The organism is Nonomuraea sp. NPDC050547 (assembly GCF_044457345.1).
GTDB lineage: Bacteria > Actinomycetota > Actinomycetes > Streptosporangiales > Streptosporangiaceae > Nonomuraea.
The window spans coordinates 112581-138265 of the sequence record NZ_JBITGW010000014.1 but is presented as its reverse complement, the minus strand read 5'-3'; the positions used below and the strand labels follow the sequence as shown (position 1 = coordinate 138265).

Annotated in this window: 24 protein-coding genes; 8 read left to right on the top strand and 16 right to left on the bottom strand. The window is 72.0% G+C overall.

Going from position 1 to position 25685, the window contains the following annotated elements:
• Window positions 1-112: 112 nt before the first annotated feature.
• Together ACIBHY_RS32405 and ACIBHY_RS32400 are read right to left on the bottom strand one after the other, a co-directional pair.
• A complete protein-coding gene (locus ACIBHY_RS32405) occupies window positions 113-2680 on the bottom strand; it encodes an FtsX-like permease family protein (protein WP_397308690.1) in 2568 nt (855 codons plus the stop codon).
• Window positions 2677-5856, bottom strand: coding sequence for an FtsX-like permease family protein (locus tag ACIBHY_RS32400; RefSeq protein WP_397308689.1), 3180 nt, complete (start codon window positions 5854-5856; stop codon window positions 2677-2679). Before ACIBHY_RS32400 ends, ACIBHY_RS32405 begins: the two co-directional genes overlap by 4 nt.
• Window positions 5857-6001: 145 nt before the next feature.
• On the opposite strand from ACIBHY_RS32400, the gene ACIBHY_RS32395 reads away from it, so the two are divergent.
• On the top strand, window positions 6002-6634 hold the full coding sequence (locus ACIBHY_RS32395; protein WP_397308688.1) for a hypothetical protein: 633 nt from the start codon (window positions 6002-6004) through the stop codon (window positions 6632-6634).
• Here the strand turns inward: ACIBHY_RS32395 and ACIBHY_RS32390 are convergent.
• Window positions 6601-6855: a hypothetical protein gene (locus tag ACIBHY_RS32390; protein ID WP_397308687.1), complete on the bottom strand. Its 255-nt coding sequence runs from the start codon at window positions 6853-6855 to the stop codon at window positions 6601-6603. The genes ACIBHY_RS32395 and ACIBHY_RS32390 overlap by 34 nt on opposite strands.
• A 23-nt stretch (window positions 6856-6878) precedes the next feature.
• Complete coding sequence (locus ACIBHY_RS32385) at window positions 6879-7025, bottom strand: hypothetical protein (protein ID WP_397308686.1); 147 nt, start codon at window positions 7023-7025, stop codon at window positions 6879-6881.
• 197 nt (window positions 7026-7222) lie between these two features.
• Between ACIBHY_RS32385 and ACIBHY_RS32380 the strand changes: the two genes are divergently transcribed.
• Window positions 7223-8587, top strand: coding sequence for an ankyrin repeat domain-containing protein (locus ACIBHY_RS32380; RefSeq protein WP_397308685.1), 1365 nt, complete (start codon window positions 7223-7225; stop codon window positions 8585-8587).
• A 480-nt stretch (window positions 8588-9067) separates the two neighbouring features.
• Here ACIBHY_RS32380 and rpsT read toward each other — a convergent pair whose 3' ends face one another.
• Together rpsT and ACIBHY_RS32370 are read right to left on the bottom strand one after the other, a co-directional pair.
• Window positions 9068-9337 carry a 30S ribosomal protein S20 gene (rpsT, locus tag ACIBHY_RS32375; RefSeq protein ID WP_184966628.1) on the bottom strand — a complete coding sequence of 90 codons (270 nt, stop codon included), beginning with the start codon at window positions 9335-9337 and terminating at the stop codon, window positions 9068-9070.
• A gap of 102 nt (window positions 9338-9439) precedes the next feature.
• Window positions 9440-10444: a hypothetical protein gene (locus ACIBHY_RS32370; RefSeq protein WP_397308684.1), complete on the bottom strand. Its 1005-nt coding sequence runs from the start codon at window positions 10442-10444 to the stop codon at window positions 9440-9442.
• Between the two features lie 55 nt (window positions 10445-10499).
• Here ACIBHY_RS32370 and lepA point away from each other — a divergent pair, with 55 nt between their 5' ends.
• Complete coding sequence (gene lepA, locus ACIBHY_RS32365) at window positions 10500-12332, top strand: translation elongation factor 4 (RefSeq protein ID WP_397248597.1); 1833 nt, start codon at window positions 10500-10502, stop codon at window positions 12330-12332.
• Window positions 12333-12347: 15 nt separating this feature from the next.
• On the opposite strand, the gene ACIBHY_RS32360 is transcribed toward lepA, so the two are convergent.
• From ACIBHY_RS32360 to ACIBHY_RS32345, 4 genes are read right to left on the bottom strand one after another with little or no spacing between them, the layout of a single operon-like run.
• Window positions 12348-12764, bottom strand: coding sequence for an acyl-CoA thioesterase (locus ACIBHY_RS32360; RefSeq protein WP_397248599.1), 417 nt, complete (start codon window positions 12762-12764; stop codon window positions 12348-12350).
• On the bottom strand, window positions 12761-13057 hold the full coding sequence (locus tag ACIBHY_RS32355) for a hypothetical protein (RefSeq protein ID WP_379616603.1): 297 nt from the start codon (window positions 13055-13057) through the stop codon (window positions 12761-12763). The genes ACIBHY_RS32360 and ACIBHY_RS32355 overlap by 4 nt, the downstream gene beginning before the upstream one ends.
• 33 nt (window positions 13058-13090) lie before the next feature.
• Entirely contained in the window at window positions 13091-14521 is a 1431-nt protein-coding gene (locus tag ACIBHY_RS32350) for a DUF6297 family protein (RefSeq protein WP_397308683.1), read from the bottom strand.
• Window positions 14518-15132, bottom strand: a complete 615-nt coding sequence (locus tag ACIBHY_RS32345; protein ID WP_397308682.1) for an ATP-binding cassette domain-containing protein — start codon at window positions 15130-15132, stop codon at window positions 14518-14520. The genes ACIBHY_RS32350 and ACIBHY_RS32345 overlap by 4 nt, the downstream gene beginning before the upstream one ends.
• A 102-nt stretch (window positions 15133-15234) precedes the next feature.
• On the opposite strand from ACIBHY_RS32345, the gene ACIBHY_RS32340 reads away from it, so the two are divergent.
• Complete coding sequence (locus tag ACIBHY_RS32340; protein ID WP_379634186.1) at window positions 15235-15507, top strand: hypothetical protein; 273 nt, start codon at window positions 15235-15237, stop codon at window positions 15505-15507.
• Window positions 15508-15550: 43 nt separating this feature from the next.
• A complete protein-coding gene (locus ACIBHY_RS32335; RefSeq protein WP_397248606.1) occupies window positions 15551-16174 on the top strand; it encodes an MOSC domain-containing protein in 624 nt (207 codons plus the stop codon).
• 68 nt (window positions 16175-16242) lie between these two features.
• On the opposite strand, the gene ACIBHY_RS32330 is transcribed toward ACIBHY_RS32335, so the two are convergent.
• Window positions 16243-17499: a glycoside hydrolase family 18 protein gene (locus tag ACIBHY_RS32330; RefSeq protein ID WP_397308681.1), complete on the bottom strand. Its 1257-nt coding sequence runs from the start codon at window positions 17497-17499 to the stop codon at window positions 16243-16245.
• 97 nt (window positions 17500-17596) lie between these two features.
• On the opposite strand from ACIBHY_RS32330, the gene hemW reads away from it, so the two are divergent.
• The gene (gene hemW, locus ACIBHY_RS32325) at window positions 17597-18817 is read left to right on the top strand and encodes a radical SAM family heme chaperone HemW (protein ID WP_397308680.1); all 1221 of its coding nucleotides are present in this window, start codon (window positions 17597-17599) and stop codon (window positions 18815-18817) included.
• Window positions 18818-18839: 22 nt separating this feature from the next.
• On the opposite strand, the gene ACIBHY_RS32320 is transcribed toward hemW, so the two are convergent.
• From ACIBHY_RS32320 to ACIBHY_RS32300, 5 genes are all read right to left on the bottom strand, one after another.
• Entirely contained in the window at window positions 18840-19223 is a 384-nt protein-coding gene (locus ACIBHY_RS32320) for a hypothetical protein (protein WP_397248612.1), read from the bottom strand.
• Complete coding sequence (locus ACIBHY_RS32315) at window positions 19220-20827, bottom strand: hypothetical protein (RefSeq protein WP_397308678.1); 1608 nt, start codon at window positions 20825-20827, stop codon at window positions 19220-19222. Before ACIBHY_RS32315 ends, ACIBHY_RS32320 begins: the two co-directional genes overlap by 4 nt.
• 82 nt (window positions 20828-20909) lie before the next feature.
• Entirely contained in the window at window positions 20910-21638 is a 729-nt protein-coding gene (locus tag ACIBHY_RS32310) for a DUF4870 domain-containing protein (protein ID WP_397308677.1), read from the bottom strand.
• On the bottom strand, window positions 21635-22444 hold the full coding sequence (locus ACIBHY_RS32305) for a DUF3097 domain-containing protein (RefSeq protein WP_397248618.1): 810 nt from the start codon (window positions 22442-22444) through the stop codon (window positions 21635-21637). The genes ACIBHY_RS32310 and ACIBHY_RS32305 overlap by 4 nt, the downstream gene beginning before the upstream one ends.
• Before the next feature lie 17 nt (window positions 22445-22461).
• The gene (locus ACIBHY_RS32300; RefSeq protein ID WP_397248620.1) at window positions 22462-23361 is read right to left on the bottom strand and encodes a hypothetical protein; all 900 of its coding nucleotides are present in this window, start codon (window positions 23359-23361) and stop codon (window positions 22462-22464) included.
• 143 nt (window positions 23362-23504) lie between these two features.
• Here ACIBHY_RS32300 and hrcA point away from each other — a divergent pair, with 143 nt between their 5' ends.
• Both hrcA and dnaJ read left to right on the top strand, forming a co-directional pair.
• The gene (gene hrcA, locus ACIBHY_RS32295) at window positions 23505-24518 is read left to right on the top strand and encodes a heat-inducible transcriptional repressor HrcA (protein ID WP_379616627.1); all 1014 of its coding nucleotides are present in this window, start codon (window positions 23505-23507) and stop codon (window positions 24516-24518) included.
• 11 nt (window positions 24519-24529) lie between these two features.
• Window positions 24530-25669: a molecular chaperone DnaJ gene (gene dnaJ / locus ACIBHY_RS32290; RefSeq protein WP_379616629.1), complete on the top strand. Its 1140-nt coding sequence runs from the start codon at window positions 24530-24532 to the stop codon at window positions 25667-25669.
• Window positions 25670-25685 lie beyond the last annotated feature (16 nt).

Here is a 25685-nt window from a genome sequence, read left to right as displayed (position 1 = left end):
CGGCGGAGTCGAGGGCAAGGTGATCTTCATAAGGGATGCGCACCCGATACGCTGCGGCGATGCGCATGTGATATCGAAACTGTGACACAAATCGCACAGGACCTGGACGCTGTTACTCATTCACGCGAAGTATCGCGCCCACGGCCGCCCGGCGGCCCAGCCAAATGTGGACGTATACCCCCAGAACCGACACCAGGGCCAGCGTCGCCGCCAGCAGCAGCGGCCACCACACCTCGGTCCCCGCCACCGCGGCCCCGCCCGCGTACGCCGACAGGTCGATCGCCGGGCCCAGCGCCGGCTCCAGCCCGAGACCCAGCCCCAGACCGGCCAGCGCCGTCAGCAGGATCATCGGCGTGACCTCCAGCACCGTCAGCCGCCGCGCCTGCCCCGCCGACAGCCCGAGCGTACGCAGGAACGACAGCGCCCGCGCCCGCTCCCGCGCGCCCACCACCAGCGCCAGCACCACCGCCGCCAGCGCGTAGCCGCCCAGCGCCAGCGTCACCACGCGGAAGACCACCTGGACCGTCGCCGTCAGCGGCTCGTCCTCGATCGCCCGCAGCGCGTCGCCGAACGTGCGCACCCGCACGCCCGCGCCCGCCGCCCGCGCCAGGTCCGCCGCCGCCACGCCGTCGCCCTCGACGAACAACGTGGTGATCTCCACCTCGCGGCCCATCCGCGCTCGCACGTCCAGCGGCGTCACCACGAACTCCCGCAGGTCGCCCAGCCCGGGGAACGAGGTCACCGAGCCCTGGGGCCGCAGCTTGACCTGCTGGTTCCACGTCATCGTGAGCTCGGCGCCCACCTGGTCGGGCGGCACCAGGGCGGGGATCCCCGGACCGTCGCGCAGCGGGCCCGGCGGCCTGAGCGGCGTGCCGGCCACGATCGCGCGGTAGGCCTCCAGGTCGATGGCCACCAGCGTGGGATGGCGTTCGGCGATCCGCACGGTGGCGATCTGCGCCGGCACCACCCGCTTTACTCCCGGGACCCGGCGCACCCGCTCGACCGCCTCCGGGGAGAACACGCCGGAGGCCTGCAGGCGGGCGTGGGCGCCGACCTCGTTCCAGGCCACGTGCTCCTGGGCGGTCGTGATGCCCGAGGCGACCACCGCGGAGAAGACCGACACGGCCAGCGCGGGCAGCAGCACCAGCACCGGCAGCACCGAGAACGAGCGCGCCCTGGCCGCCAGCGTCAGACCCAGGAACGGCACCGCCCGGCGACGGCGCGCGGCCAGCCGTACCAGGAGGCGGAGGGGGAAGGGGTAGCAGCGCACGGTGATCACCGCGACCGCCACCGTCAGCCCGAACGGCACCAGCACCAGGAACGGGTCCCCGACCGCCAGCCCGCGCAGGCGCAGCAGGAACGCGCCGCCGAGCGCCAGCGCCACCACCGCGGCCTCCGCGGTGATCCGCGCCGGTGAGAGCCGGGCCGCCACGACGTCGGCGCGCCGCTCGTGCAGCGGCGCCCGGTGCCGGGCCGCGAGCAGCGCCGCGGCGCCCGCCACCACGGCGGCGGCGATCAGCGCGGGACCGGCGTGCACGATCGGGGTGAGCGGGCCCGGCACGGCGTAGGACAGCCCGTATCCGGCCGGCGCGGCGGGCAGCGCGGCCAGCGCCACCAGGCCCGTCCCCGCGCCCGCGACCTGCCGCAGCGATCCACCGCGCGCCCGCGCGAGCGCCAGCGCCCGGTCCGTCCGCTCCACCATCAGCTGTACGGCCAGCAGCACCACGCACAGCGAGACCGCCAGCAGCCCGCCAAGCACCACGGTCATCACGGTCTGCGCGGTGGCCAGCTCGCCCAGGAACCTGCCCAGCAGTTCCGGCAGCCGGGTGATGAGGACGAAGCGGTTCCACGGGTCGGCGGCCTCGACGCCGGCCAGCCGGTCGTACTCGGCGATCGCCGCGGGCAGCGCGGGCGCGTCCCGCGCGGTGGCCTTGGCGGTGTCGACGGGGATCACCCAGGCGTAGTGGATCTGCCGCTCCCCACCGCCGAGCACCGGCAGGCTCTCCGGTGAGATGAGCGCGTCGACGTGCAGTTCGTAGATGTCGCTGCCGGGGATCGGCACGCGGTTGACCGCGCGTACGGCCCGGTTGTGGTCCCAGAAGCGGTCGCCGGGGTCCGTGACGTCGAACAGGCCGGTGACGGTGGCGTCGATGACGCCGACGGTGCCGAGCTGGAGCCGGGTGCCGACCCGGATGTTCATCGCCTCGGCCGCCGACCTGACGATCGCGAGCTCGAAGCGCCTGCCGTCCGACGCGCCCGGGGGCCGGCCGGCCACGTAGCGGATGCGCTGCTCGACGCCGGAGACCCAGGTCGGGTCCACGAACAGCGGGCCGTCCGCCGCCGGCCCCTTCATCACGGGCAGGTTGAACGTGGAGGCCCGCTGATGGCCTGGGCCCACCATCCGGCGCAGGACCGGCGGCAGGATCTCGCGCAGCCGCTCGTCGCGCCGCGCGAAGTCCGCGGCGGTGCGGTGCTCGGGCGGGTCGTCCTGGGTGGAGTACTCGACCGTCAGGTCGGTCCAGTCGGCGGACGCGGAGCCCACCGAGTGCGCGAACGCCCGGTCGTAGGCCGCCTCCATCATCTTCGGCAGCGCCGCCACCAGCAGCGCCGCCGCGGCCACCAGGGCGGCGAGCACGGCCAGCGCCCCGGCGTGCGTCCTGGCCAGGCGCAGCGGGTTCACAGGTCCTCCCTGACCAGCGGCGCCCGGCGGCGCAGGCTGCCCGCCAGCCCCGCGACCACGCCGAACAACACCACACAGACCGCCAACGCCATCGCCAGCGTGGCTGCCCATGGGAAGACCGGCGTCACGGCGGGCACCACGGCCGCCGCCTGCCCGGTCAGCACGATGTGCGGCACCACCAGGTACCCCACCACGACCGCCAGCCCGATCCCCGCCCCCATGGCCAGCCCGATCACGAACGCCTGTTCCACCGCCAGCAACCAGAACATCTGCCGCCCGCTCATCCCCAGCGCCCGCAGGATCGCCAGCTCACCGGCCCGCTCGCGCGCCGCCACCGCCGCGCTCACCAGGAACCCGAGCACCGCGAACGCCAGCGCCGCCGCGAACCCGAGCGTCAGCGCCCCCTCCAGCCCCGCCGCCAGCGGGTCGTCACGCAGCTTCGCCGCCTGCGACGGCAGATCCACCACGCTCGCGCCCCACGCGGGCGTGCGCCGCAACCGCTCCACCGCGGGCGCGGTGTCGCCGCCGCGCGCCGCGGCCCACCACTCGGTCACGGGCTTCGGCGGCAGCGCCCACGCCTGGTCACGGGCCTGCGCCGTGGGCAGATCCAGGAGTACGGCGGGCCGTCCGGCGGCCGTCGAAGGCAGCGCGTCCACGATGCCCGCGACGCGCACCGCGGTGTTGCGGCCCTCGATCGCCACCGCGGTGACCTGGCCGACGCGCGCCTTCATGATGGTGGCCAGGTCCCGTGACACGACCACGGGCAGCGGGTGGCGCCGATCGCTCGGCGGGGCCATCAGATGGCCCTTGCCCAGGGTGACGACCAGTGGCTGTGGGTCCGCGGGAGCTTCTGCGGGTTTGGGGGCCGGTACCTCGATGGTGAAGCCGCCGGGGGTTGGCGTGAGCTTGCCGCCATGCAGGCGGCCGGGGCGCTGGACGGCGTGGGTCCATGGGGCGCCTTTTGGGGCGTTCAGGCCGGTCACGGTGATCCCGGTCGCCGTGCCTCTGGCCGGGACCGGCAGGTCGAACGTCAGTCCGCGCAGGGACAGGGGGCCTGCCATGCCCGTGCGGCCGTAGAGCGGGCGCAGGTCGATCTCCAGCGTACGCGCGCCGGGCTCCAGGGGTCCGAGGGCGAGCTCCCGCCAGACGCCGAGCCCGTCCACGACGCTGACCTTGGCCGGTACCGGCTCCTCCGCCTCCAGCCGGACGCCGAGCCGGAGATGGTCACCCGTCAACGGGATCACCGGCAGGTCGGGACGTCCGGCGAGCAGCCGTTTCGCCATGTCCGGCACCCGGTCGGCGGACAGATCGGCGCGCAGGCGCAGGATGCCGCCGATCGTGGCCGCGTCCACGCCGAGCATCGTCACGTCCGTGCCGCCGACGTCGGCGCTGCCCCGGTAGACCGGGCTGATCGCGCTCACGCCCGGCAGCGCGGCGAACGCGCCGCCGCGGCCGAGGACGCCGAGCTCGTGGTTCTCGGGCGGGTCGGAGATGCGCAGGTCCGCGCCGGTTTGGTGGGCGGCCTGGTCGTTCTGGGAGGCTCGCCAGGTGGCCGCGGTGGCCAGCGACAGGCCGCCGATCGCCACGGCCATGGTCAGCAGCAGGGCCGGGCCCGCGTACCGCAGCGGCCGCCTGCTCACCTGCATCGCCCCCAGGGCGGGGGCCAGACCCGTCCGCCGGGCGGCGAGCCGTTCGGCGGCCCCGGAGACCAGCGGCACCAGCCGCAGGCTCACCAGCCCTCCGGTCAGCAACGCCAGCGCCGGGCCGGAGACGATCAGCGGATCGACCCCCAGCCCGCCCGCCGCGGTAGCCGTCACCGGAGCCCCGTAGTGCCGGAGCTGCCAGATCGCCAGCGCCGCCACCCCCACCAGCACCAGGTCGGCCCCGGCCCGCTGCACCAGCCCTCTGCGGGCGCGCGCGGTCTGCGTCTCGACGTAGGTACAGCGGGCCCCGGCCAGGGCGGGCAGCGCCAGCAGTACCGCACAGGCGCCCGCGACGAGCGCCGCCACCACGAACGCCCCCAGCCCGGCCCGAACCCCCGCCTCTCCCGCGCCTGCCACCTCCGCGCCTGCCGCTCCCGCGCTCGCCGCTTCGAGCAGGAGCGGCGCGAGGAACGGCGCCGCCACCGCGCACGGGACCGCCACCAGTAAGGCCTCCGCGCCCGTGAGCACCGCCAGCCGCACGCTGCCCGCACCCCGGGCCCGGAGCAGCGCCGCCTCCATGCGCCGGTGGTCGGCCAGCAGGCGGGCGGTCAGCATCAGCGCGTAGCCCGCCAGCAGGACGAGCTGGAGCACCGGGATGAGCATGGTCGAACGGGCCACCAGCGCCGCGGTGTCGAGCTGGGCGATGACCTCGGGCAGGCGGGAGGTGGCGCCGCAGTTGACGCAGCCCGCCTGGGCCAGGCGTTCCTTCGTCCCGGCGACGTCGGCCGCGAACGCCGCGAGCCGGTCCGGCTGGAGCCCCCGCAGGTCCGGCACCGCCAGCCAGGTGACAGTGACATGGTCGGCGAACCGCTCCAGGAACGTCTCGGGCGCGACCACCAGCGGGCCGTACGTGGTGTAGTTGCCCACCTCCGCCCCGCGCACCAGCAGCGGCTCGGCGAACCACCGCTCCCCGAACGGGTCGTCGAGCTGGAAGATCCCCGAGACGCGGACGGTGGCCGGCGCCTTGTCCACCCGTCCCCGGGTGGTGAACGTCCGGCCGGGTGCCAGCCCGAGCGCGGTGGCGACCGGCTGCGAGACCGCCGCCTCCACCACGCTCCCCTGCCGGGGCCACGACCCCGCGACCAGCTTGGCGTGTTCGCCCAGATCCTCGTACAGGCCGAAGGTGAACAGCTCCGGCGTCTTGCGGCCGAGCTGCCCCGGCGCCACGTACGTGGCCGACCTGGCCGTGGCCGTGACCGCCGCGGGCAGGCCCTGGTACGCGCGCTCGACCTGCCCGCGCACCATGGCGTCGATCTGGCGGAAGTTCTCCTTCGTCACCGGGGCGGACAGGACCGCCGCCTTGTCCGGGATCGCGGCGGTGGCCATGGTACGGCGCACGCCCGCCTCGGTGGTCGTGGAGGCGTACATCGTCAGGGCGACCAGGGTCGCGGTGGCCAGGAGGATGGAGAAGAAGGCGGCCAGCAGGAGCAGGGGCTCGCTCAACGCCCGTCTGATGACAAACAGCCCCCGCATGGGTCCACCATCAGGGGAGCATCGGGGGCGGGCAATGGCGGCGGACTTAATGGTGATCCAGCCGAGATTCCCATGTGATGCGGAAATCGTGACATTCCCTGAAATGCGGGTGCGTCATGAGCAGGGCCAGGTGTTGGATGCCCGAATGATCAACGAGCCCTTGGCGCGTCTCCGCGCCGCCGCCCGGCGCACCCGTGAACTGGCCCTGAACCGGGCGGGCACCGGCCTGGGTCACCAGGACGCCGACGACGACATCGGCACGATCGGCACGGACGGCGCCCTCGGCTTCGACCCCTTCCCGCTGCTCGAAGCCCTTCACCACCACGGCGTCCGGGCCGTGGTGATCGGGCAGGTCGCCGGCATCATGCACGGATCCGCCGAACTGACCGGCGACCTGGACCTGCTCTGGGACGGCCTGCCGGCGCACGCCCCGGCCTTGGCGGCCGCCTTCACCGCCGTCCACGCCCGGCTGATGGACGAAGCGGGCGACGCCGTACCCCTTCACCCGGAGTCGTTTCTCCGCCCCAAGGTTCAGTTCACCTCGCCAGGAGCCGGTGGCGACTGCTGCACCCCGGCGCTCCCCTGGGGCGGCCTTCAGGTCGGAGCGTTCCTCGACCGCGCGATCACCGCGGCCGGACCGGGCGGACTGGAGGTTCACTACGCCTGCCGGGAGGACCTGATCCTGATGCGCCGCGCCATCGGCCGCCCCAAGGACCTCCGCCGGGCGGCGGAACTGGAAGCGGGTCAGAGCGCGACGGAAAAGCGACGGCAGACATGAACCCGGGCGAACTCGCGACGTAGCCGCTCCTCTTCGGCCAGGCCTGCGTGGAGGAACACCGACACCGGGTGCAGGCCCGGCCGCGCGCCGGTGAGCGCGCGTTCCGGCTCGCCGGCCGTCGCGTAGACGTGCAGGTACTGGTCGCTCTCGCGGAAACCCATCGCCCGATACCAGCACAGGGCGTCCGGGTCGTCCCGCGTCCAGGCGTCGATCATGGTCACCGTGGACAGGGCGCGGACGCGCGTCAGGGCCTGTTCGAGCCGGGGGCCGCGATGGCGGGCTTCGCCGGGGCGACGTCGTCGAAGTAGGCGGTGCGCAGGAAGGCCAGGACCCGGCAGCGCAGCCAGGAGGGTTCGTCGGCGCGGGCGTAGTCACGGAGAGTGCGGTTCACGACAGGCGGCCCCGAAAGATCACGACCATGATTGTGCTGGGCTCCGCAGGCGAGAACAACCGGTTTTTGGACTACTCTGAAACGAGCGTGCGAGGGCGCTGCCAGTCCGCGGGCAGGGATTTTCCCACCTCAACGCACCAAGCGAGATCAACCTCTTCCGGCCGGGCCAGCGGACCTCGGCGACGATGGAGGTTGCGATGTCCGATCGTCATTTCGAGCTGTCGGCTCATCCGAACGTCGAGTACTACCGCAAGCAGGCCAAACACCTGCGTCACGCGTACGCGGCGGGCGATGCGGCGGCCGGAACCCGGGTCGCCGACATGCTGGGCGAACGAGCCGGCGAACGGTTCTTGCTCAGCGACGCCCAGCACGTGCTCGCTCAGGAACATGGGTTCCGGACCTGGGCCGAGTTCCGCGCCCACCTCGAAAGCCGCGGCACCACAGAAGAACGGCCGGTCTCCCGCCTCATGGGGGTCAGGCCGGGGATCTACGCCTCGATGGCCGGCACCCTCCTCGCCGAGCTGCGCCGCGGCGACCCAGGCGCGCTGCGGCGGCTGCGGGCCCACGTGCCCCGGCACGCGACCGCGACCTCCGCCGCGACCGCCGCGCTCCGCGACGCGCGGCTGATCATCGCGCGCGAGCTCGGCCTCCCGACCTGGCAGGAGCTCCTGACGTTCACCGAGAAGTCCCGCCGCGATCTCGGCGAACGGCGCGGCAGACGGCGGCGGCTGCACCGCGAGGCCGAAGCCCTGCTCGCCGGCGACACCGACGGCTTGGCCCACCTGACCGCCGAGCACGCCGACACCCTGCTGCACATGCTCGCCGGCTCCGAGATGATCCCCGGTGCCCGGCTCGGCAGGGAACTCGGCGTGCCCCGCGCCGCGGTCGCCGTCCTGCTCCGCAAAGCCACCGACCTGAACGTCCCGCTCACCTGGGCCGCCCGCCACAACCGGGTCGGATACGCGCGCCTCCTGCTCGACGCCGGCGCCGACCCCGGCACCCGGGTGCTGGGCGTCACCCCGCTGGAGAACGCCGTCTATCACGGCCATACGGAGGTCGTCGACCTGCTCGCCGTACACGCGATCGTGCCGCAGGCACTCTGGACATACGCAGCCTGCGGCCGCCTGGATCTGGTGCGGGCCTGCTTCGACGCGGACGGCCTGCTCCGGCCGGACGCCGCATCGGCGCGCCCCGACCTCGCCGACACCGGCGCGGGCTTCCCCTCCCGGCTGCCGCCGGCCGACGATCCGGAGGAGATCGTGGGAGAGGCGTTCGTCCATGCCTGCCAGCACGGCCGGATCGAGGTCGTGCGCTGGCTCCTCGACCGGGGAGTCCATCCAGACGTGGCGCCCTACCTCGGACGAACCGGCCTGCACTGGGCCATCACCGGCGGCCGTCTCCCCGTGATCCGCCTGCTCCTGGAACGCGGCGCCGACCCATCCATCCGCGACGACCTCCTCCAGATCGACGCCGACGGCTGGCTACGCATATCCTTCGCCGCCCACCCCCACGATCCAGTGGCCCGTCACCTCCACAATCTGATGGGGTCCGGTCCACACTGAGTGCCCCGCACCCGTCCCCGCGAACCGGCGGGGGACGGGCTGCCTAGAACCCCCCGGCCCGCAGAGACGGAGAGGTTCCGCCGAAGTGACCACTACCTGGTTCGACGATCCGCCATGGGACGTCGATCCACATGTGCTGACCAGCCGGGGTCACGGTGATGCCGAACCTGCTCGGCGCCGGGCGTCCAGCTCAGGTGCCGTGCCGGCAAGGTAGATCTGGAACCCTCTGGACAGAGCATCGACGACGGGCGCGGGGTCAAGGCGGCTCGACGGCCCAGTCGCTTTCCGGGGGCGAAGCGAGGGTGGGATCCAACTGGCCGGGCAACGGGTGGGGCCGCAGATAGGCAGCCCGAGCGGAGCGAGGCCGACCAGGGTCGAGCCCGCGGCTCGACGGGAAGGACGCGCGAAACACTTTGCCCTTCGGGTACGCGGAAACGCCGCACCCCTACCCGGGGGCACGGCGTCCAGGAAGGCGTCAGGCTACTTGGCAGCCAGCGCGGCGGCCTGCTTGGCGATCGCCGACTTGCGGTTCGCGGCCTGGTTCTTGTGGATGACGCCCTTGCTCACTGCCTTGTCGAGCTGACGGGAAGCCACACGCTGAGCTGCCGCGGCCTCCTCGACGTTGCCCTGCTCGGCGGCCTCGCGGAACTTGCGGACCGCGGTCTTCAGGGACGACTTGACGGCCTTGTTGCGCAGACGAGCCTTCTCGTTCTGCTTGTTGCGCTTGATCTGGGACTTGATGTTCGCCACGAAGAAGCCTCGGTGAGAATCTGGTGATGGATGGGGCGCGCGGGCTCGAGAGAGGGCGCGCCACACGCAGTTGAACAGGCTACCAATAACTCAGGTCGCCGCTCAAATCAACGACTCCGAGCGTAGCCACTCCGTGGTGTACTCGCGCCAGTCCTCCTCCGTCGCCGCGAAGTCTACATACATGGCCAGCCCGTATCGCTCGCGCGGTCCCTTGCTGGTGATGGCCAGGCGGGCGGCCAGCGCCGCGTCGGCCACGCTCTCGGCGGAGTCGCCCCAGGGGATGCCGTGGTCGTGGTAGGCGGGCGCGCCGAGCAGCACGGTCTTGGTGTCGGGCACGAGGTCGAGCGCGAGCTTGGCCTGCCGTACGGCATGCCCGCCGTACAGGGAGGTGAGGGGCATGCCCGAGTCGTAGGCCATGACGGCCACCTGGTCGACGCGCCGGGCCACCTCGCCGAAGTATCCCTGCGACCAATACTTGTCGTGGTCCAGGAAGACCCTGGTCACGGGTCGCATGAGGGGGTAGGGCTCGATCTGCGGCGTCGACGTCGAAAGAAGGTCGGTCAGCGGCCGGGTCCGGTCGAGCAGGTCGAGGAAGCCGGCGTCGTCGGAGCCGATGGGCTCGAAGTTGTAGTGGATGCCGTCGTAGCCGAGGGCGATGATGGCGGTGACGCTGGTGAGGATGTTCTGCCTGGTGGCGGGGGAGCCGAGGTCGAGGAAGCCGTCCACCTTCTGGCCGAGCCAGGCCGAGACACGGACGTCGGGCAGATGCTTGTGCGCCCAGGCCACGAAGCTCTTGGCGGTGGAGATGGCGCCCATGTCGAGGGTTCCGTCGCGTTTGAAGGGGCCGCTGTGGACGTACAGGTCCTTGATGCCGGTACTGCGCAGCCGTACCGCCAGATTCTTGACGTCTTGCTCCGTGCGGCGGCCGTCCACCCACATGTGGCCCATCCACAGAGCGTCGTTACCGGTGCTCTTGGCCCAGTCCGCGGGCTCGCCGGTAAACTGGACTCGGAACGCTGCGGCGACCACGCCGACCAGCACGACCACGATGGCCAAGGCAAGCGCGAGCACGCGCAGGCCGCGGCGGATGACGGTTCGGGCAATCACCCGGGCATGTCACCATGAAAGACGCTTGACCTCAACCCTGTCGAAACGGACTTCGGTGCGCAATCAGCCTGGCCAGACCGACCCCGCGTTGATCCGCAACTTCTGCATCATCGCGCATATCGACCACGGCAAGTCCACGCTTGCCGATCGCATGCTGCAGATCACCGGTGTGGTCGACGACCGTTCGATGCGTGCTCAGTACCTCGACAGAATGGACATCGAGCGCGAGCGCGGCATCACGATCAAGTCCCAGGCGGTGCGGCTGCCGTGGGACGGGCACGTGCTCAACATGATCGACACGCCCGGCCACGTCGACTTCACCTATGAGGTGTCCCGCTCGCTGCAGGCGTGCGAGGGCGCGATCCTGCTGGTCGACGCCGCCCAGGGCATCGAGGCGCAGACGCTCGCGAACCTCTACCTCGCGATGAACAACGACCTGGACATCATCCCGGTCCTCAACAAGATCGACCTTCCGGCCGCCCAGCCGGAGAAGTTCGCCGAGGAGATCGCGGGCCTGATCGGCTGCGACCCGTCGGACGTGCTGCGGGTCTCCGGCAAGACCGGCGAGGGCGTGCGCGAACTGCTCGACCACGTCGTCGCGACGGTCCCGCCGCCCGTGGGCGACGCCGACGCGCCCGCCCGCGCGCTGATCTTCGACTCGGTGTACGACACCTACCGGGGCGTCGTCACCTATGTACGCGTCTTCGACGGCCACCTCGGCAAGCGCGAGCGCATCACCATGATGTCCACGCAGGCCACCCACGAGACGCTGGAGATCGGTGTCATCTCCCCGGAGCCGAAGGTCGCCGACAAGGGCCTCGGCGTCGGCGAGGTCGGCTACCTGATCACCGGCGTGAAGGATGTGCGCCAGTCGCGGGTCGGCGACACCGTCACCTCGGCCGTGCACGGCGCGAAGGAGATGCTGGCCGGCTACGACCACCCGCGGCCGATGGTGTTCTCGGGCCTCTACCCGATCGACGGCGACGAGTATCCGGAGCTGCGCGAGGCGCTCGACAAGCTGCAGCTCAACGACGCCTCGCTGATCTACGAGCCGGAGACGTCGGCCGCGCTGGGCTTCGGCTTCCGCGTCGGCTTCCTCGGCCTGCTCCACATGGAGATCATCCGCGAGCGGCTGGAGCGCGAGTTCGGCCTGTCGCTGATCTCCACGGCGCCCAACGTCGTCTACCGCGTGGAGATGGAGGACGGCAAGGAGCTGACCGTCACCAACCCGTCGGAGTTCCCGACCGGCGGCAAGATCGACAAGGTCTTCGAGCCGGTGACGAAGTCGACGATCCTGGCTCCGGCCGAGTTCATCGGCGCGATCATGGAGATCTGCCAGGGGCGGCGCGGCAACCTGCTGGGCATGGACTACCTGTCGGAGGACCGTGTCGAGATCCGCTACACGCTGCCGCTGGGCGAGATCATCTTCGACTTCTTCGACCAGCTGAAGTCCCGTACCCGCGGCTACGCCTCGCTCGACTACGAGCCCGCGGGCGAGCAGGAGGCTGAGCTGGTCAAGGTCGACATCCTGCTGCAGGGCGAGCCGGTCGACGCCTTCAGCGCGATCGTGCACAAGGACAAGGCCTACACCTACGGCGTCGACATGGCCAAGAAACTGCGCGAGCTCATCCCGAGGCAGCAGTTCGAGGTGCCGATCCAGGCGGCCATCGGCGCCCGGGTGATCGCCCGCGAGAACATCCGCGCGATCCGCAAGGACGTCCTCGCCAAGTGCTACGGCGGTGACATCAGCCGTAAGCGCAAGCTGCTGGAGAAGCAGAAGGAGGGCAAGAAGCGGATGAAGATGGTCGGCCGGGTCGAGGTGCCGCAGGAGGCGTTCGTGGCCGCCCTGTCGACCGACTCCAGCGCCGCGGACAAGCCCAAGAAGTAGCGGGCAAGCCCGAGATCAGAGCCCGAGCAGCGCGGGCTCCGAGGCCAGCGCCCGCCAGCGCGCGGCCGGGTCCGGCACGAGGCGGCGCTCCCGCAGGTCGAGGAGCCCGCCGACGCTGGTCAGCTCGGCCGCCAGGCCGCCGTCCTCGTGCCGGTACTCCTGCACGATCCTGAACGTCTTGCCCGCACCCCACTCGAACCCGCAGCTCACCTCGACCTCGTCGCCGCCGCGCAGTTCGCGGTGGTATCGAATGGTGTTCTCGAGCGTGATCGGGCCCACGCCCGACGCGAGCAGATCCTCGACGGTGATCCCGGCCGCGCGCAGGCACTCCCATCGCGCGTGGTCGCCGTACTGGTGGTAGACCGCGCCGTTCACGTGGCCCTGCGTGTCGAGTTCATATCCGCGTACGGCGATGCGTACCGCGAAGCTCATGACCGTTCCTCCAGCCAGTCGTGCGATCGCCCGGTGAGGTAGCGCAGGCCGTCCTCGCCGATCGCGATCCAGTCGCCGCGGGCCCAGCCGCCGGTGGTCTGCGGGGCGAAGCCGTGCTTCCTGAACAGCGCCGACGCCTCCTGCTTCGTCAGCCCCCTGCGCCCCCATTCGGCGATGACGCGGGCGGTGCGCTCCGGCTCGTCGGGCTCCTCGGGGCCGCCCAGGGCGGTGGCGAGCTCCTCGAATCCTTTGGCGATCTGCCGGAGCGCGGCCTGCGCCCGTGGGACGTCCATGCCCACAATCGTACTGCGATCGCTAGCGATTGCCTAGCGATGTTGGCGGCTCAGATAGCCCGCGAGCACCGCCGCGCCCACCACGGCCTGTACGGCGAGCAGCACGCCGGAAAACCCCGCCACCAGCGCGATCGCCATCGGAAAGCAGCCGATGACCGCCAGATCGAGCCCGGTAAGACCCCAGAACAGCGGCCCGGTCGGAATCGCGCCCGCCCCCGTGTCGAGGATCGGCATCGCATGGTTCACCGGAGCCCGCCTGGCCATCCGCAACGCCGCGGCGGCCAGCGCGGGCGCCGCCAGCGGCGCGAACCACACCAGCGCCCCCGCGGACCCGGGCAACCACACCAGTGCCGCCCCCATCCACACGGCCGCCAGCACCGCCGGGAGCACCGCCCGCGCCGCGAGCAGCCCGCGCCCCGGCAGCGCCAGCAGGCGGGCCAGCGCCGGATTGTCGGCGTCCCAGCGCGCCCCCGACACCGCGGAGGCCGCAGCGGCCAGCCCACCGACCAGGACGAGCACCGCCACCAGCGCCACCGCGTCACCTCCGGTCGCCCGGGCCATCAGCGCGGGCGCCGCCGTCGAGCCCGCCAGGACGGCCAGCCGCGCCGGCCGCCGCGCCAGCCGCAGCACCTCCTGCCACGCGGGCGCGAACACCGCGGGCAGGCCGGGCCACGGCCTGCTGCGCAGGCGGGCGCCACGCCAGTGGTTGTCCTCGGCGAGCCGGCTCAGCAGGCTCGGATCCAGGCTCACGGTGGCGTTGGCCAGATGCCCGGCCCTGGCCGATGACGACAGCAGGCGGCGGGCGGGGATGCGCACGAGGGCCGAGCGGGCCTGCCGTACCAGGAAGGCGGAGACGAGGACCGGAACGGCCGACCAGGCGGCCGCCGGCACGTGGTGGCCCGCGACCAGCATCAGGACGACCGCGGCCAGCACCAGCGCGGCGATCACCGCCCGCAGCGCGAGGTCCCACGGGTCGGAGGTCTGGGCCAGCACGGCCAGCGCCATCCCGCCCGCGCTCACCGAGACGCCCGCCACGAGCGCGCCGGCCAGCCGCCAGACGAGGAAGTCGGGCGCGCCGGTCACCGCCAGGGCCGCCAGTCCGAGACCGGCGCCGACCACGAGGCTGACCAGCAGCAGCGTCCGCGCGGAACGCCCCAGCACGCCGCGCCGGTCAAGAGGGGACAGCAGCAGCCAGGCCGCGTCCGCCGCCGACACCACGACGGGACCGATCGTGCGCGCCGCCCACAGGAAGCCCGCGAACACGAGCGTCACCAGCGCCAGCCCGGCACCCACCTGCTCCGGCGGTGGCGGCGCGGCCATGGCCTCGAACGCGGCGGAGACGGGCTGGGCCAGCATCGCGCAGCCCATCGCCAGCCCGAACAGCGCCGCGTAGCGGTCGCTCAGGCTCCGCCGCCGCCCGGACCTGGCCCGGACGAGCTCCCTGATCTCGCGCACCCCGGTCATCGTCCGCCCACCCGGGTCGCGAGGGAGACGTGGCGGGCGCGGGCGGCGAGGTCGGGGTCGTGGGTGGCCATGATGACGGTGCCGCCGCCGGCCGTGTACTCCAGCAGCAGGGCGCCCAGGCGCTCGCGGAAGGCGGTGTCCAGGCCGCGTTCCGGCTCGTCGAGCAGCAGGAGGCGGCTGGGCCGTACCAGGGCGGCGGCCAGCGCGAGACGCTGGCGCTGGCCCGTGGAGAGGTTGAGCGGGACGGCGTCCGCGCGCGGACCGAGGTCGAACAGCTCCAGCGCCCGCTCCACGCTCATGCGCGGCCCATCGTGTACGGCCAGCACCAGCTCAAGGTGCTCCCGGGCGGTGAGACCCGGATACCAGGCCGGTTCGTCCCCCGTCACCGCCACCCGCTGCCAGAACGCCGCCACGTCGGCCGGAGGCGCACCGAAGACCGTGACCTCCCCGCTCGTCGGTGGCTGGAGACCGGCCAGGCAGCGCAGCAGCGTGGACTTGCCGGACCCGTTCTCGCCCACGATCGCGACCAGCTCACCTGGTCGTACGACCAGGTCGTGGCCGGTGAGGACGGGATTGCCGCCGAGTTCGACGGTCAGGCGGACAGTGGTCACGAGGGGATCGCACACCGTTCGACCCTACCCGGCGCGGGATTTTTGTCGGTGCCGCACTCTAGCCTTTCGAATCTCGAACATGAGTGCGACAGGAGGAGTGTTGTGATCGCTGCTGAGCGGTATGAGAGGGCGGCCCTGCTGGGTGTCGCGATCGCGGAGGAGACGCGGCGGCTGCTCCGCCTGCATCTGCGCCCGGCCGAGGTGGCCGCCGACGGCACGGTGGGGGTGGAGGTGCCCTATCCGGACGCGGCGGTGGTCCGGGCGGTGCTCGACGTGGCCGCCGAGTGCTTCGGTGAGGAGGGCGACGGGGAGGAGGCGCGGGAGGCGGCGCTGTCGACGTTGTTACAGCTGGCCGACCTGAGGCTGAGCCGGTGACCGCGTGCGCCCCCGCCTCACGGGGTCGGTTACCGTCGGAGCCATGCGGCTGATCTCAGTGAACGTGGGGCGGGCGGTCGACGCGGAGTGGGCGGGCAAGCTGGGGCGCACCGCCATCGACAAGAAGGCGGTCACGCGCCGGGTCGGCGTGCGGCGGAACGGGCTGGAGGGCGACGAGCGGGCCGACCAGCCCAACCACGGCGCGCCCACGCAGGCCGTCTACTCCTATGCCCGCGAAGACTATGACTGGTGGGAAGGGGAGCTGGGGCGGGAGCTGCGCGACGGCCAGTTCGGCGAGAATCTCACCACGTCCGGGGTGGACGTGTCGGGGGCGATGCTGGGCGAGCGCTGGCGGGTCGGCACGGCGTTGCTGGAGGTGAGCGGGCCGCGCATTCCGTGCGTGGTGTTCCGCAACTGGATGGACGAACCGGGCTGGCTCAAGCGCTTCACCGACGCCGGCCGGGTGGGCGCGTACCTGAGCGTGGTGGAGACGGGCGAGCTGGGCGTGGGCGACCGGGTCGAGATCGTGGCCCGCCCGGAGGGGAGCGTCACGGTCGCCGAGTCCGTGCTGGCCTACCACGGCGACAAGGACGTCCTGGCGCGCATCCTGGCCTTTCCCGGCCACGGCTCCTACTGGGACCGCCGCGCCGAACGCCTCATGCGCTGAGACGCCGACCGGCGGGGAGCGGCGCACGGGCAGCCCCCCGCTGGTGCGGCCCGTGCGCCGTCCCGCCTCTAGCGCAGGACCCTGTACAGGGCGGAGGTGAGCGAGGCCTTGGCGTCGTCACCGTCGATGGACCACATCATGTAGCCGCCCAGGCCCTTGTGCCGGATGTAGGCGGCCTTCTGCAGCATCACGATCGGGTCGTCGTAGGTCCAGAACTCGTTGCCGTCGTACAGCCACACGGCGCCGGTCCTGACGTCGCGGTAGCGCTTGCCGGGCTTGGCGAGGATGTCCTTGTAGTCCTCGGAGCCCGCCTCCCACTTGCCGGGCGCCGCGCCGGTGGCGGGCTGGTAGACGCCGTCCTTGGCCGGGCCCGCGGGCACGCCGGTCCAGCCCTTGCCGTAGGCGGGCACGCCGGCGACGAGCTTGCGTATCGGTGCGCCGCGCTCCAGGTAGTAGTTGACCGTCTGGTCGAGGCTCTCGCGGATCTCGTTGGGGTCGCGGCGGTCGTTGTAGAGGTTGGAGTGGTGGCCGGTGATCTTGTCCCACGGGCCGTGCAGGTCATAGCCCTGGATGGTGGCGTAGTCCAGGTTGCGGAAGACCTTGCGCACCTCGAGGCCGGCGTCGATGACGCGGGTCGCCGCGGGCAGGAACGCCGTGATCAGGGCGGAACGCTTGTAAGCGTTCATCTGCGACCTGAGCTCGGCGACGAAGGCGGTGAAGTTCTGCTTGTCCTCGGGACGTACGACGTTGCCGGGGGCTCCGGGGTAGCCGGGCCACTCCCAGTCGAGGTCGATGCCGTCGAAGACGCCGGCGCCCGTGCCGTCGGCCAGGCCGGGCAGGTTGCCGCGCAGCCACAGGTCGATACAGGACTTGGCGAGCTTGCTCCGCGATTCCGCGGTGAGGACCGCGTCGGAGAAGTACTTGGAGCCGGTCCAGCCGCCCAGTGAGATCAGGACCTTGAGCTTGGGGTGCTTGGCCTTGAGCTTCTTGAGCTGGTTGAGGTTGCCGTTGAGCGCCTGGCCGGGCGCGTCGGCCACGCCGTCCACGCTCTGCTCGGCGGGCACGGGACGCTGCCAGTCGGCCCAGGCGTCGGCCGAGTAGCACTCGGCCTGCTGGTTCACGAACCCGAAGGCGTAGTTGATGTGAGTGAGCTTGCGGGCCGCCCCGCTGGTCTCCATGTCCTTGACGTGGTAGTTGCGGCCGTAGACGCCCCACTGGACGAAGTAGGCGACTCTCTTGTAGTCGGAGCCGTGGGTGGCCTCTGCCGGGGCTGACACCACCGTCATACCGAGTAAGAGGGTGAGAGCGAGCAGGACTTTCTTCACGCGGCGTCTCCTGAACTGATAGGAAACTTTCCTTTAAGATGCCCTGACAGTAGGACGGTGTGATCGGGCAGTCAATGGCAGAAGGCAGACTGGAGGGGTGCCATCCACCCTGCCCGACGGCGATCCCGCGCCCCCGTCCGGAGAGCTGCCCGAGAGCGCCCTGCGCGGCCTCGGCGAGCGCCCGTTCGGCTTCTACGTGCACGTCCCGTTCTGCGTGACGCGCTGCGGCTACTGCGACTTCAACACCTACACCGCCGCCGAGCTGGGCCCCGGCGCTTCGCACCGGGACTACGCCGACACCGCCATCGACGAGGTACGGCTCGCGCGCCGCGTGCTCGGCACGGCCGACCTGCCCGTCGAGACGGTGTTCCTCGGCGGCGGCACCCCCACCCTGCTGCCCGCCGGCGACCTGGCCCGCATCCTGGCCGCGATCGACGAGGAGTTCGGCCTGCGCCCCGGCGCGGAGGTCACCACCGAGGCCAACCCCGAGTCCGTCGACCCCGAATATCTGGCCGAGCTGCGCGCGGGCGGCTTCAACCGGATCAGCTTCGGCATGCAGTCGGCCAGGGAGCACGTGCTGAAGGTGCTCGACCGGCACCACACACCGGGGCGGGCGGCGCAAGCCGTACGGGAAGCTCGGCAAGCCGGGTTCGCGCACGTCAACCTCGACCTCATCTACAGCACCCCGGGAGAGAGCGACGACGACTGGCGGGCCTCGCTGGAGGCGGCGATCGCCGCCGGGCCCGACCACGTCTCCGCGTACTCGCTCATCGTCGAGGAGGGCACCCGGCTGGCGGCCCGCATCAGGCGCGGCGAGCTGCCGATGCCCGACGACGACGTGGCCGCCGACCGCTACCTGATCGCCGACGAACTGCTGGCGAAGGCCGGATACTCCTGGTACGAGGTGTCGAACTGGGCCGATTCCGAGGCCGGCCGGTGCCGGCACAACCTGCTCTACTGGACCGGCGGCGACTGGTGGGCCGTCGGGCCGGGGGCGCACAGCCACGTGGGCGGCACCCGCTGGTGGAACGTCAAGCACCCCGCCGCCTACGCGCAGCGGCTGGCCCAGGGCGTCTCCCCGGCGCACGCCAGGGAGGTGCTGGAGGACGCCGACCGCGAGGTGGAGCGGCTGATGCTGGAGCTGCGGCTGATCACCGGATACCCGCTGGCCGACGTGGCGCCCGGCGCGAAGCTCGCCGTGGCCAGGGCCGTGGGGGACGGGCTGCTGGAGCAGGAGACGTTCAAGGCGGGCCGCATGGTGCTGACCCTGCGCGGACGCCTGCTCGCCGACGCCCTGATCCGCGACCTCACGCTCTGACCACCGCCCCAGGGAGGAAGCGTCACAGGAGTGCGGCGACCAGGTCGGCGATCGGGCCCAGCGCGGCGGCGAGGGCGGTGACGGGCGCCAGGCGGGTGCCGAGCCGGTCGAGGGCGGCCGTGACCCGGGCCGGGTCGCGCTCCCCGGGTTCGGCCTCGGCCTCGGCCAGCACCTCCTCCAGGTCGCGGCGGGCCTGCCGGGCCTGTGGCAGCTCGGCCTCGTGCGCCCGCACGAGGGCCAGGAGCGCCTCCACCTGACTCCGCAGCCGCTCCAGTTCCTCCCGCGGGACGGAGCGCGCCTGGCCGGACTGGAAGACCGAGCCCTGGCCGCCGATGTTGCTGCCGGTGAACGTGCCGCCGCTGACGACCGTCCCGTAGTTGGGCGCCCGCGGGTCGGGCGTGCTCACGCGGCCCCCTTGCCGGCGGGCGCGGCGAACTGCGCGCCCTGGCCGCCGATGTTGGATCCGTTGAACGTGCCGCCGTTGACCACCGTGCCGTTGTTGATGACGGCGGCGATCTGCTGCCGGTACGCGGCGGTGTCCACGCCGCGCTGCTCCAGGAAGTCCAGCACCGCGTTGTTCAGCCGCTCCTCCACGAGCTTGGCGTACTTGAACGCGTCCAGCCCTTCGAGGAAGGTGTTGATGCGCGGCTCGGCCCCCGCCTCGCGCAGGCTGACCCTGGCTCCGTAGTCGTAGACCACGTACTTGTCCGGGTCCTCGGGCAGCCGCATCGCCATGAAGATCCGCCGCAGCAGCCGGGCGGGCGCGCCGACGACGTCGCGGGCCAGCGCGAGCGGGGCGCGGCTGAGCGCGGCCAGCACGAGCGCCGCGCCGGCCTCCCTGGGCAGCTCGTCCACCACCCGGTAGGCGCCGCGCACGGGCGGCAGCGCCGTCACGATGAACTCGGTGTAGAGCATCCGGCCCTCGACGGCCAGATGGATGAAGATCGACACGGTGGTGTCGCGGTCCTCGGCGGGCAGCACCTCCTCGCCCTCGACGTCGGTGACGGCCGCGCCGCTGGTGCCGACCACGATCCAGCGGTAGTGGCGGGCGCCCGACTGCGGGTTGCGGATCACCGCCTGGAGCTCCCGGTCGCCGAGCTGGTAGCGGGGCCGGGTGCCGTGCAGGAGCGGGTGCTCGCCGTGGAGCTGGTTGAGGCGGCCCTGCGCGATCACGTGGTCGAGGATGTCCAGGTGGACGGGCATGGCGGGCTCGGCGGCCGTGCGCATCTGGCTGAGCCGCTCGCCCACGAACTCGTGCAGGTCCACCGCGTCCACCATGGCCGGCGCCCGGCCCGCGTCGCCGGTGCGCCGGTCGAGCTCGGCCGCGATCGTCCAGGCCCGCATGAGCTCGCCCGCGCCGACGAACGGGTTCTCGCCGGAGTAGAGCGTCAGGTTGCCGTGCTGCGCGAGCTTGACCTCCGTCATCCGCGGGCCCGCCTCGGCTCCGGTACGGCCCGCGCCCGGCCGCAGCCGCTCCGACAGGATCCGGTAGACGCGCACCCGGTAGGCCAGCACGGTGGCGATGGCGGCCAGGAGCATCAGGGGCGCCATCCAGCCGGAGCCGCTGTCCTCCTCGATCCCCGAGCCGCTCGCGCCGAGATATCTGGTCAGCAGCAGCGCGGGCACGACCACCAGGGCGAAGAAGCCGACCACCAGACCGGCCACGAGGACGGGACTCAGCCGCCTGCGCCGCCCCAGACCGCCGAACCCGCCGGAGGCGAAGGCCGCCAGCGCGCCCAGGACCGTGAGCCACGGCGTCGTGGCCTGGAAGTCGAACAGCAGGGCGAGCAGCAGCATCACCGTGACCGCGGCCTCCCTGACGGTCAGCAGCGACCGCGAGTAGAGGCAGTGCCGCAGCACGGGGCCCAGGTCGAAGCCGCCGACCGACGGCGCCACCGCGTGGTGGCGGCGCTCGATCAGCGCGTACAGCGCCCGGTCGCGGAAGCCGGGATCCAGGTAGGCGGCGGCTGCCAGGTATCTGGTGGTGTTGCGCAGGCGCTCGTGCACCATGACCTCCCCGTGAGTGACCCGTCCATCGTCACCCGGGGAGCTGGGATCATTCCGGAGAGTGATCGAACCGTGATTCTCCGTATTACTTGATCATGCGGATGCTGATCGGGTAGCGGTAGTTCTCGCCCTTGTTGGTGGCGATGGCCGCCTGGATGTGGAAGATCAGCGAGACGACCCAGACCACCGGCAGCAGCAGGAAGCCGATGATGACGATCGTCAGGACGAAGGAGACGATGTAGCCGATGAACATCGTGATCTGGAAGTTCAGCGCCTCGGCCGACTGGTCGCGGACGTAGGGCGACTCGTCCTTCTTCATCAGGTAGATGACGAGCGGGCCGATCCAGGAGACCAGCAGGCCCAGCAGGTGGGACAGCATGGCCATCGTGGTGTCGTCGGTGCCGGGGCGCGGGCCGTACATGCCGGGGGTGTGGGGCTGGGGGGCCGCCGGGTAGCCGTAGCCGGGCGGGGGCTGCTGGGGGTAGCCGTAGCCCTGGGGGCCCGACGGCTGCTGCCCGTAGGGGTAGTCGGCGGAGGGCGGCTGCTGGGTGTACCCGCCTGAGGGCTGCTGGCCGTAGCCTCCCGAGGGAGGCTGGGCGTATCCGCCCGGCGGCTGCTGGCCGTACCCGCTGGGGGGCTGCTGAGCGTAGCCTCCCGAAGGCTGCTGGCCGTATCCGCTCGGGGGCTGTTGACCGTAGCCACCCGGAGGTTGCTGACCGTAGCCTCCCGAGGGCGGCTGGCCGTGGTCGGGGATGTCGGAGCGCTCCACCCGGCGGGTGGAGTCGTCGTCAGGCTGGGGATGGTCCTGGCTCATGATGCCTCCGTGACAAAGTCGATCAGCTCCTCGACCCGGCCGAGAAGCTCGGGCTCGAGGTCGGAAAAGGTCGAGACGGCGCCCAGGATGCGCCGCCACGCCGCGGCGGGCTCCACGCGCCAACCCAGAGCGGCGATCACGCCCTCCTTCCACGGCACCCCGCGCGGCACGTCCGGCCAGCCGGGGATCCGCAGGACGGACGGCTTCACCGCCTGCCAGATGTCGATGTACGGGTGCCCGACGATCAGCACGTCGGGCGAGCTGACCTGGGCGGCGATCCGGCTCTCCTTGGAACCGGGCACCAGGTGGTCCACCAGGACCCCGAGCCGCCTGCCGGTGGACGGGCCGAACTCCGCGACGATGGCGGGCAGGTCGTCCACGCCCTCCAGGTACTCCACGACCACGCCCTCGACCCGCAGGTCGTGGCCCCAGATCTTCTCCACGAGGGCGGCGTCGTGCACGCCCTCGACGTAGATGCGGCTCTCGCGGGCCACGCGGGCGCGCAGGCCCTCGACGGCGATCGAGCCCGACGCGCTGCGCCTCGTCCCGCCCGCCGCCGGGGCGACCGGCCGCACCAGCGTCACCGGCCTGCCCTCCAGCAGGAACGCCGCGGGCGCGAGCGGGAACAGGCGGCGCTTGCCGAAGCGGTCCTCCAGCGTGACGGCCTCCTTGTCGCAGGCCACCACGGCGCCGCAGAATCCGCTGTCGGCGTCCTCCACGACCAGGTCGGGATCCGCCGGGACCTGAGGGATCTTGCCCTTGCCCGGACGCCGCCAGTTCCCCGCGAGCACATCACCGTCGTACACACGGGGACCGTAGCAAATCACCCGCCCATCGCGAGGCGCTTGCGGTGGCCGCTGCGGCGCACCAGCACGATGACCGTCCACACCACCGCGATGAGCACGCCGACCGCGGGCAGGATGAACAGCGCGGCCACGCCGCCCATGATGCCGCCGGCCGCGGAGGCCAGGTCCTTGCCGACGCCGAAGCGGGTCTGCGCGTCGGGCTCGATCGTGCAGCTGATCTGGTAGTCACCCGCGGCCGGGGCGTTGACCAGCGCGATCAGCTCCCAGCTCGTGCCGTTGAGCTCGACGGTCTGGTTCACGGGAGTGGTGACGAGCTTGGCGTTGCCGTTGATCTGGCACTCCCAGCTGACCTGGGTGCCGCGCGACAGGTAGAGCGCGGGCCGGTCGGCCGGGTCGATGGTGACCGTGGCGGGCTGGCCGGGCTGGAACGTCTTGCTCGGGGCGGCGCCGCTCACGCCGCTGGTCACGCCGCCCGCGAACAGCGCGATGCCGGCGATCACGAACACGACGGCCACGCCCCAGGCCGCGGCGATCTGCCACAGGGGCGGGCGCAGCCGCTTGCCGTCCACCGGCGGGGGGAACGGGGGCGCGCCGCCGTAGGGGGGCTGGCCGAACTGCTGCTGCCCGAACTGGGGCTGCTGGCCGAAGGGGGGCTGGCCGTACTGGGGCTGCTGTCCGTACTGGGGTTGCTGTCCGTACTGCGGGCCCGACGGCGGCTGGCCGTACTGGGGACCTGAGGGCTGCTGGCCCTGCTGGGGGCCCGACGGCGGCTGGCCGTACGGCGGGCCGCCCGGAGGCCCGTACTGGGGACCGCTCTGCGGCGGGGGGCCGTACGGGGGTCCACCCTGCGGCGGAGGCTCGTACGGAGGCTGCTGAGGAGGCTGCCATCCTCCACCCTGCCGGAAATCATCACTCATACCGGCAAGTGTGGCCGTACCGGCTTGCCGTCCGCTAGCACGAGGGTTATCGCACCTTGTGGGTGAGAGCCGTACACTTGGCACTCGGGAACACCGAGTGCCAGACCTGGCGTTTCCCAAGGGAAGAGGTAGGAGGTGCACACGTGCTCGACGACAGGAAACTCGCGGTCCTCCGCGCGATTGTCGAGGACTACGTGTCCACCAACGAACCGGTGGGCTCCAAGGCGCTGGCCGAGCGCCACAACCTCAAGGTCTCCCCGGCCACGGTGCGCAACGACATGGCCGCGCTGGAGGAGGAGGGGTACATCACCCAGCCGCACACCAGCGCGGGCCGGGTGCCGACGGACAAGGGCTACCGGCTCTTCGTCGACCGCCTCTCGCAGATCAAGCCGCTGTCCACGGCCGAGCGCAGGGCCATCGAGACGTTCCTGGCCGGCGCGGTCGACCTCGACGACGTGGTGACCCGCACGGTGCGGCTGCTGGCGCAGCTGACCAGGCAGGTCGCGGTGGTGCAGTATCCGACGCTGACGCGCTCCAGCGTGCGTCACGTCGAGCTCGTGCCGCTGAGCGAGCGGCGGATCATGCTCGTGCTGATCACCAACACGGGCCGGGTCGAGCAGCGCGTCGTCGAACTGCCCGAGGTCATCGAGGATCCCCGGATCGCGCACCTGCGCGCCGTGCTCAACGCCTGTCTCGACGGGTGCGGGCTGGCCGAGGTGCCCGACCTGGTGGCCGATCTGCCGGAACGGCTTCCGGTGGAGGACCGGCCGGTCGTCGCGACGATTCTGTCGGTCCTGCTGGAGACGCTCGTCGAACGGCACGACGAGAAGATCGTTTTCGCCGGTGCGGCCAACCTGGCCGGCGCCGACTTCACCATCGGCCTGCGCGACGTCCTCGAAGCGCTGGAAGAGCAGGTCGTCCTCATGCGCCTGCTCGGCGAGACGACAACGGACACCCCGACCGCGCTCACCGTGCGCATCGGAGCGGAAAACCCCTATCTCCACGGTACGTCCATCGTCGCCACCGGATACGGTTCTGGCGACAACCAACTGGCCCGGCTGGGCGTCCTCGGCCCCACGAGGATGGACTACCCGGTGACCATGGGCGCCGTGCGCGCAGTGGCACGCTACGTCAGCCAGATCCTGGCTGCTTCTTAAGAGGTCGATAAGTGGCAAACAGCGACTACTACAGCACCCTCGGGGTGCGCCGTGACGCCAGTCAGGACGAGGTCAAGAAGGCCTATCGCCGGCTGGCCCGTGAGCTGCACCCGGACGTGAACCCCGATCCCGCGACGCAGGAGCGTTTCAAGGAGATCACGCAGGCGTACGAGGTGCTGTCGGACCCGCAGAAGCGCCAGATGTACGACCTTGGCGCCGACCCCTTCGCCGCCGCCGGCGCGGGCGCGGGAGCGGCCGGTTTCGGTGCGGGCTTCCCCTTCAGCGACATCATGGACGCCTTCTTCGGTACGGCGGGCGGCGGGCGCGGCCCCCGCTCGCGTGCCAGGAGGGGGCGCAACGCCACCATCCGCGTCGAGCTGGACCTGCGCGAGACGGCGTTCGGCACCACGCGCGAACTGGTCGTCGACACGGCCGTGGTCTGCGAGGTCTGCCAGGGCGCCGGCGCGGCGCCGGGCACCCACCCCGACACCTGTGACATGTGCGGCGGCAGGGGTGAGGTCTCCCAGGTCACCCGGTCCTTCCTGGGCCAGGTCATGACCTCGCGGCCGTGCCCCCAGTGCCAGGGCTTCGGCTCCATCATCCGCAACCCCTGCCAGGAGTGCGCGGGCGACGGCCGGGTGCGCACCCGCCGTACGATCAAGGTCCGCATTCCCGCGGGCGTCGAGGACGGCACCCACATCCAGCTGGCCGGAGAGGGCGAGGTCGGCCCCGGCGGCGGCCCGCCCGGAGACCTCTTCCTGGAGATCGTCGAGCGGCCGCACGAGATCTTCGAGCGGCGCGGTGACGACCTCCACTGCACCGTCCAGATTCCGATGACCGCCGCCGCCCTCGGCACCGTGCTGACGGTGGAGACGCTCGACGGCGCGGAGGAGGTCGACGTCCGCCCCGGCACGCAGTCCGGCCAGGTGATCTCCATGTACGGCCGCGGCGTGCAGCGCCTCAACGACTCCGGCCGCGGCGACCTGCTCATCCACGTCAACGTGGAGACGCCGGGCCGCCTCGACCCGGCCCAGGAGGAGCTGCTGCGCGAGCTGTCGAAGCTGCGCGGGGAGGAGCGCCCGCCCGGCAAGTTCGCGCCGGGCCAGCAGGGCTTCTTCTCCCGCCTGCGAGACGCGTTCAACGGCCGCTGACCTCCTTGTACGGCGA

Bases quoted from the DNA above. Each gene is read 5' to 3' on its own strand.
- ACIBHY_RS32400 (WP_397308689.1), bottom strand. From the start codon at position 5,856: ATGCGGGGGCTGTTTGTCATCAGACGGGCGTTGAGCGAGCCCCTGCTC.
- ACIBHY_RS32395 (WP_397308688.1), top strand. From the start codon at position 6,002: ATGATCAACGAGCCCTTGGCGCGTCTCCGCGCCGCCGCCCGGCGCACC.
- ACIBHY_RS32380 (WP_397308685.1), top strand. From the start codon at position 7,223: ATGTCCGATCGTCATTTCGAGCTGTCGGCTCATCCGAACGTCGAGTAC.
- ACIBHY_RS32360 (WP_397248599.1), bottom strand. From the start codon at position 12,764: ATGAGCTTCGCGGTACGCATCGCCGTACGCGGATATGAACTCGACACG.
- ACIBHY_RS32355 (WP_379616603.1), bottom strand. From the start codon at position 13,057: ATGGACGTCCCACGGGCGCAGGCCGCGCTCCGGCAGATCGCCAAAGGA.
- ACIBHY_RS32350 (WP_397308683.1), bottom strand. From the start codon at position 14,521: ATGACCGGGGTGCGCGAGATCAGGGAGCTCGTCCGGGCCAGGTCCGGG.
- ACIBHY_RS32335 (WP_397248606.1), top strand. From the start codon at position 15,551: ATGCGGCTGATCTCAGTGAACGTGGGGCGGGCGGTCGACGCGGAGTGG.
- ACIBHY_RS32315 (WP_397308678.1), bottom strand. From the start codon at position 20,827: ATGGTGCACGAGCGCCTGCGCAACACCACCAGATACCTGGCAGCCGCC.
- ACIBHY_RS32310 (WP_397308677.1), bottom strand. From the start codon at position 21,638: ATGAGCCAGGACCATCCCCAGCCTGACGACGACTCCACCCGCCGGGTG.
- ACIBHY_RS32300 (WP_397248620.1), bottom strand. From the start codon at position 23,361: ATGAGTGATGATTTCCGGCAGGGTGGAGGATGGCAGCCTCCTCAGCAG.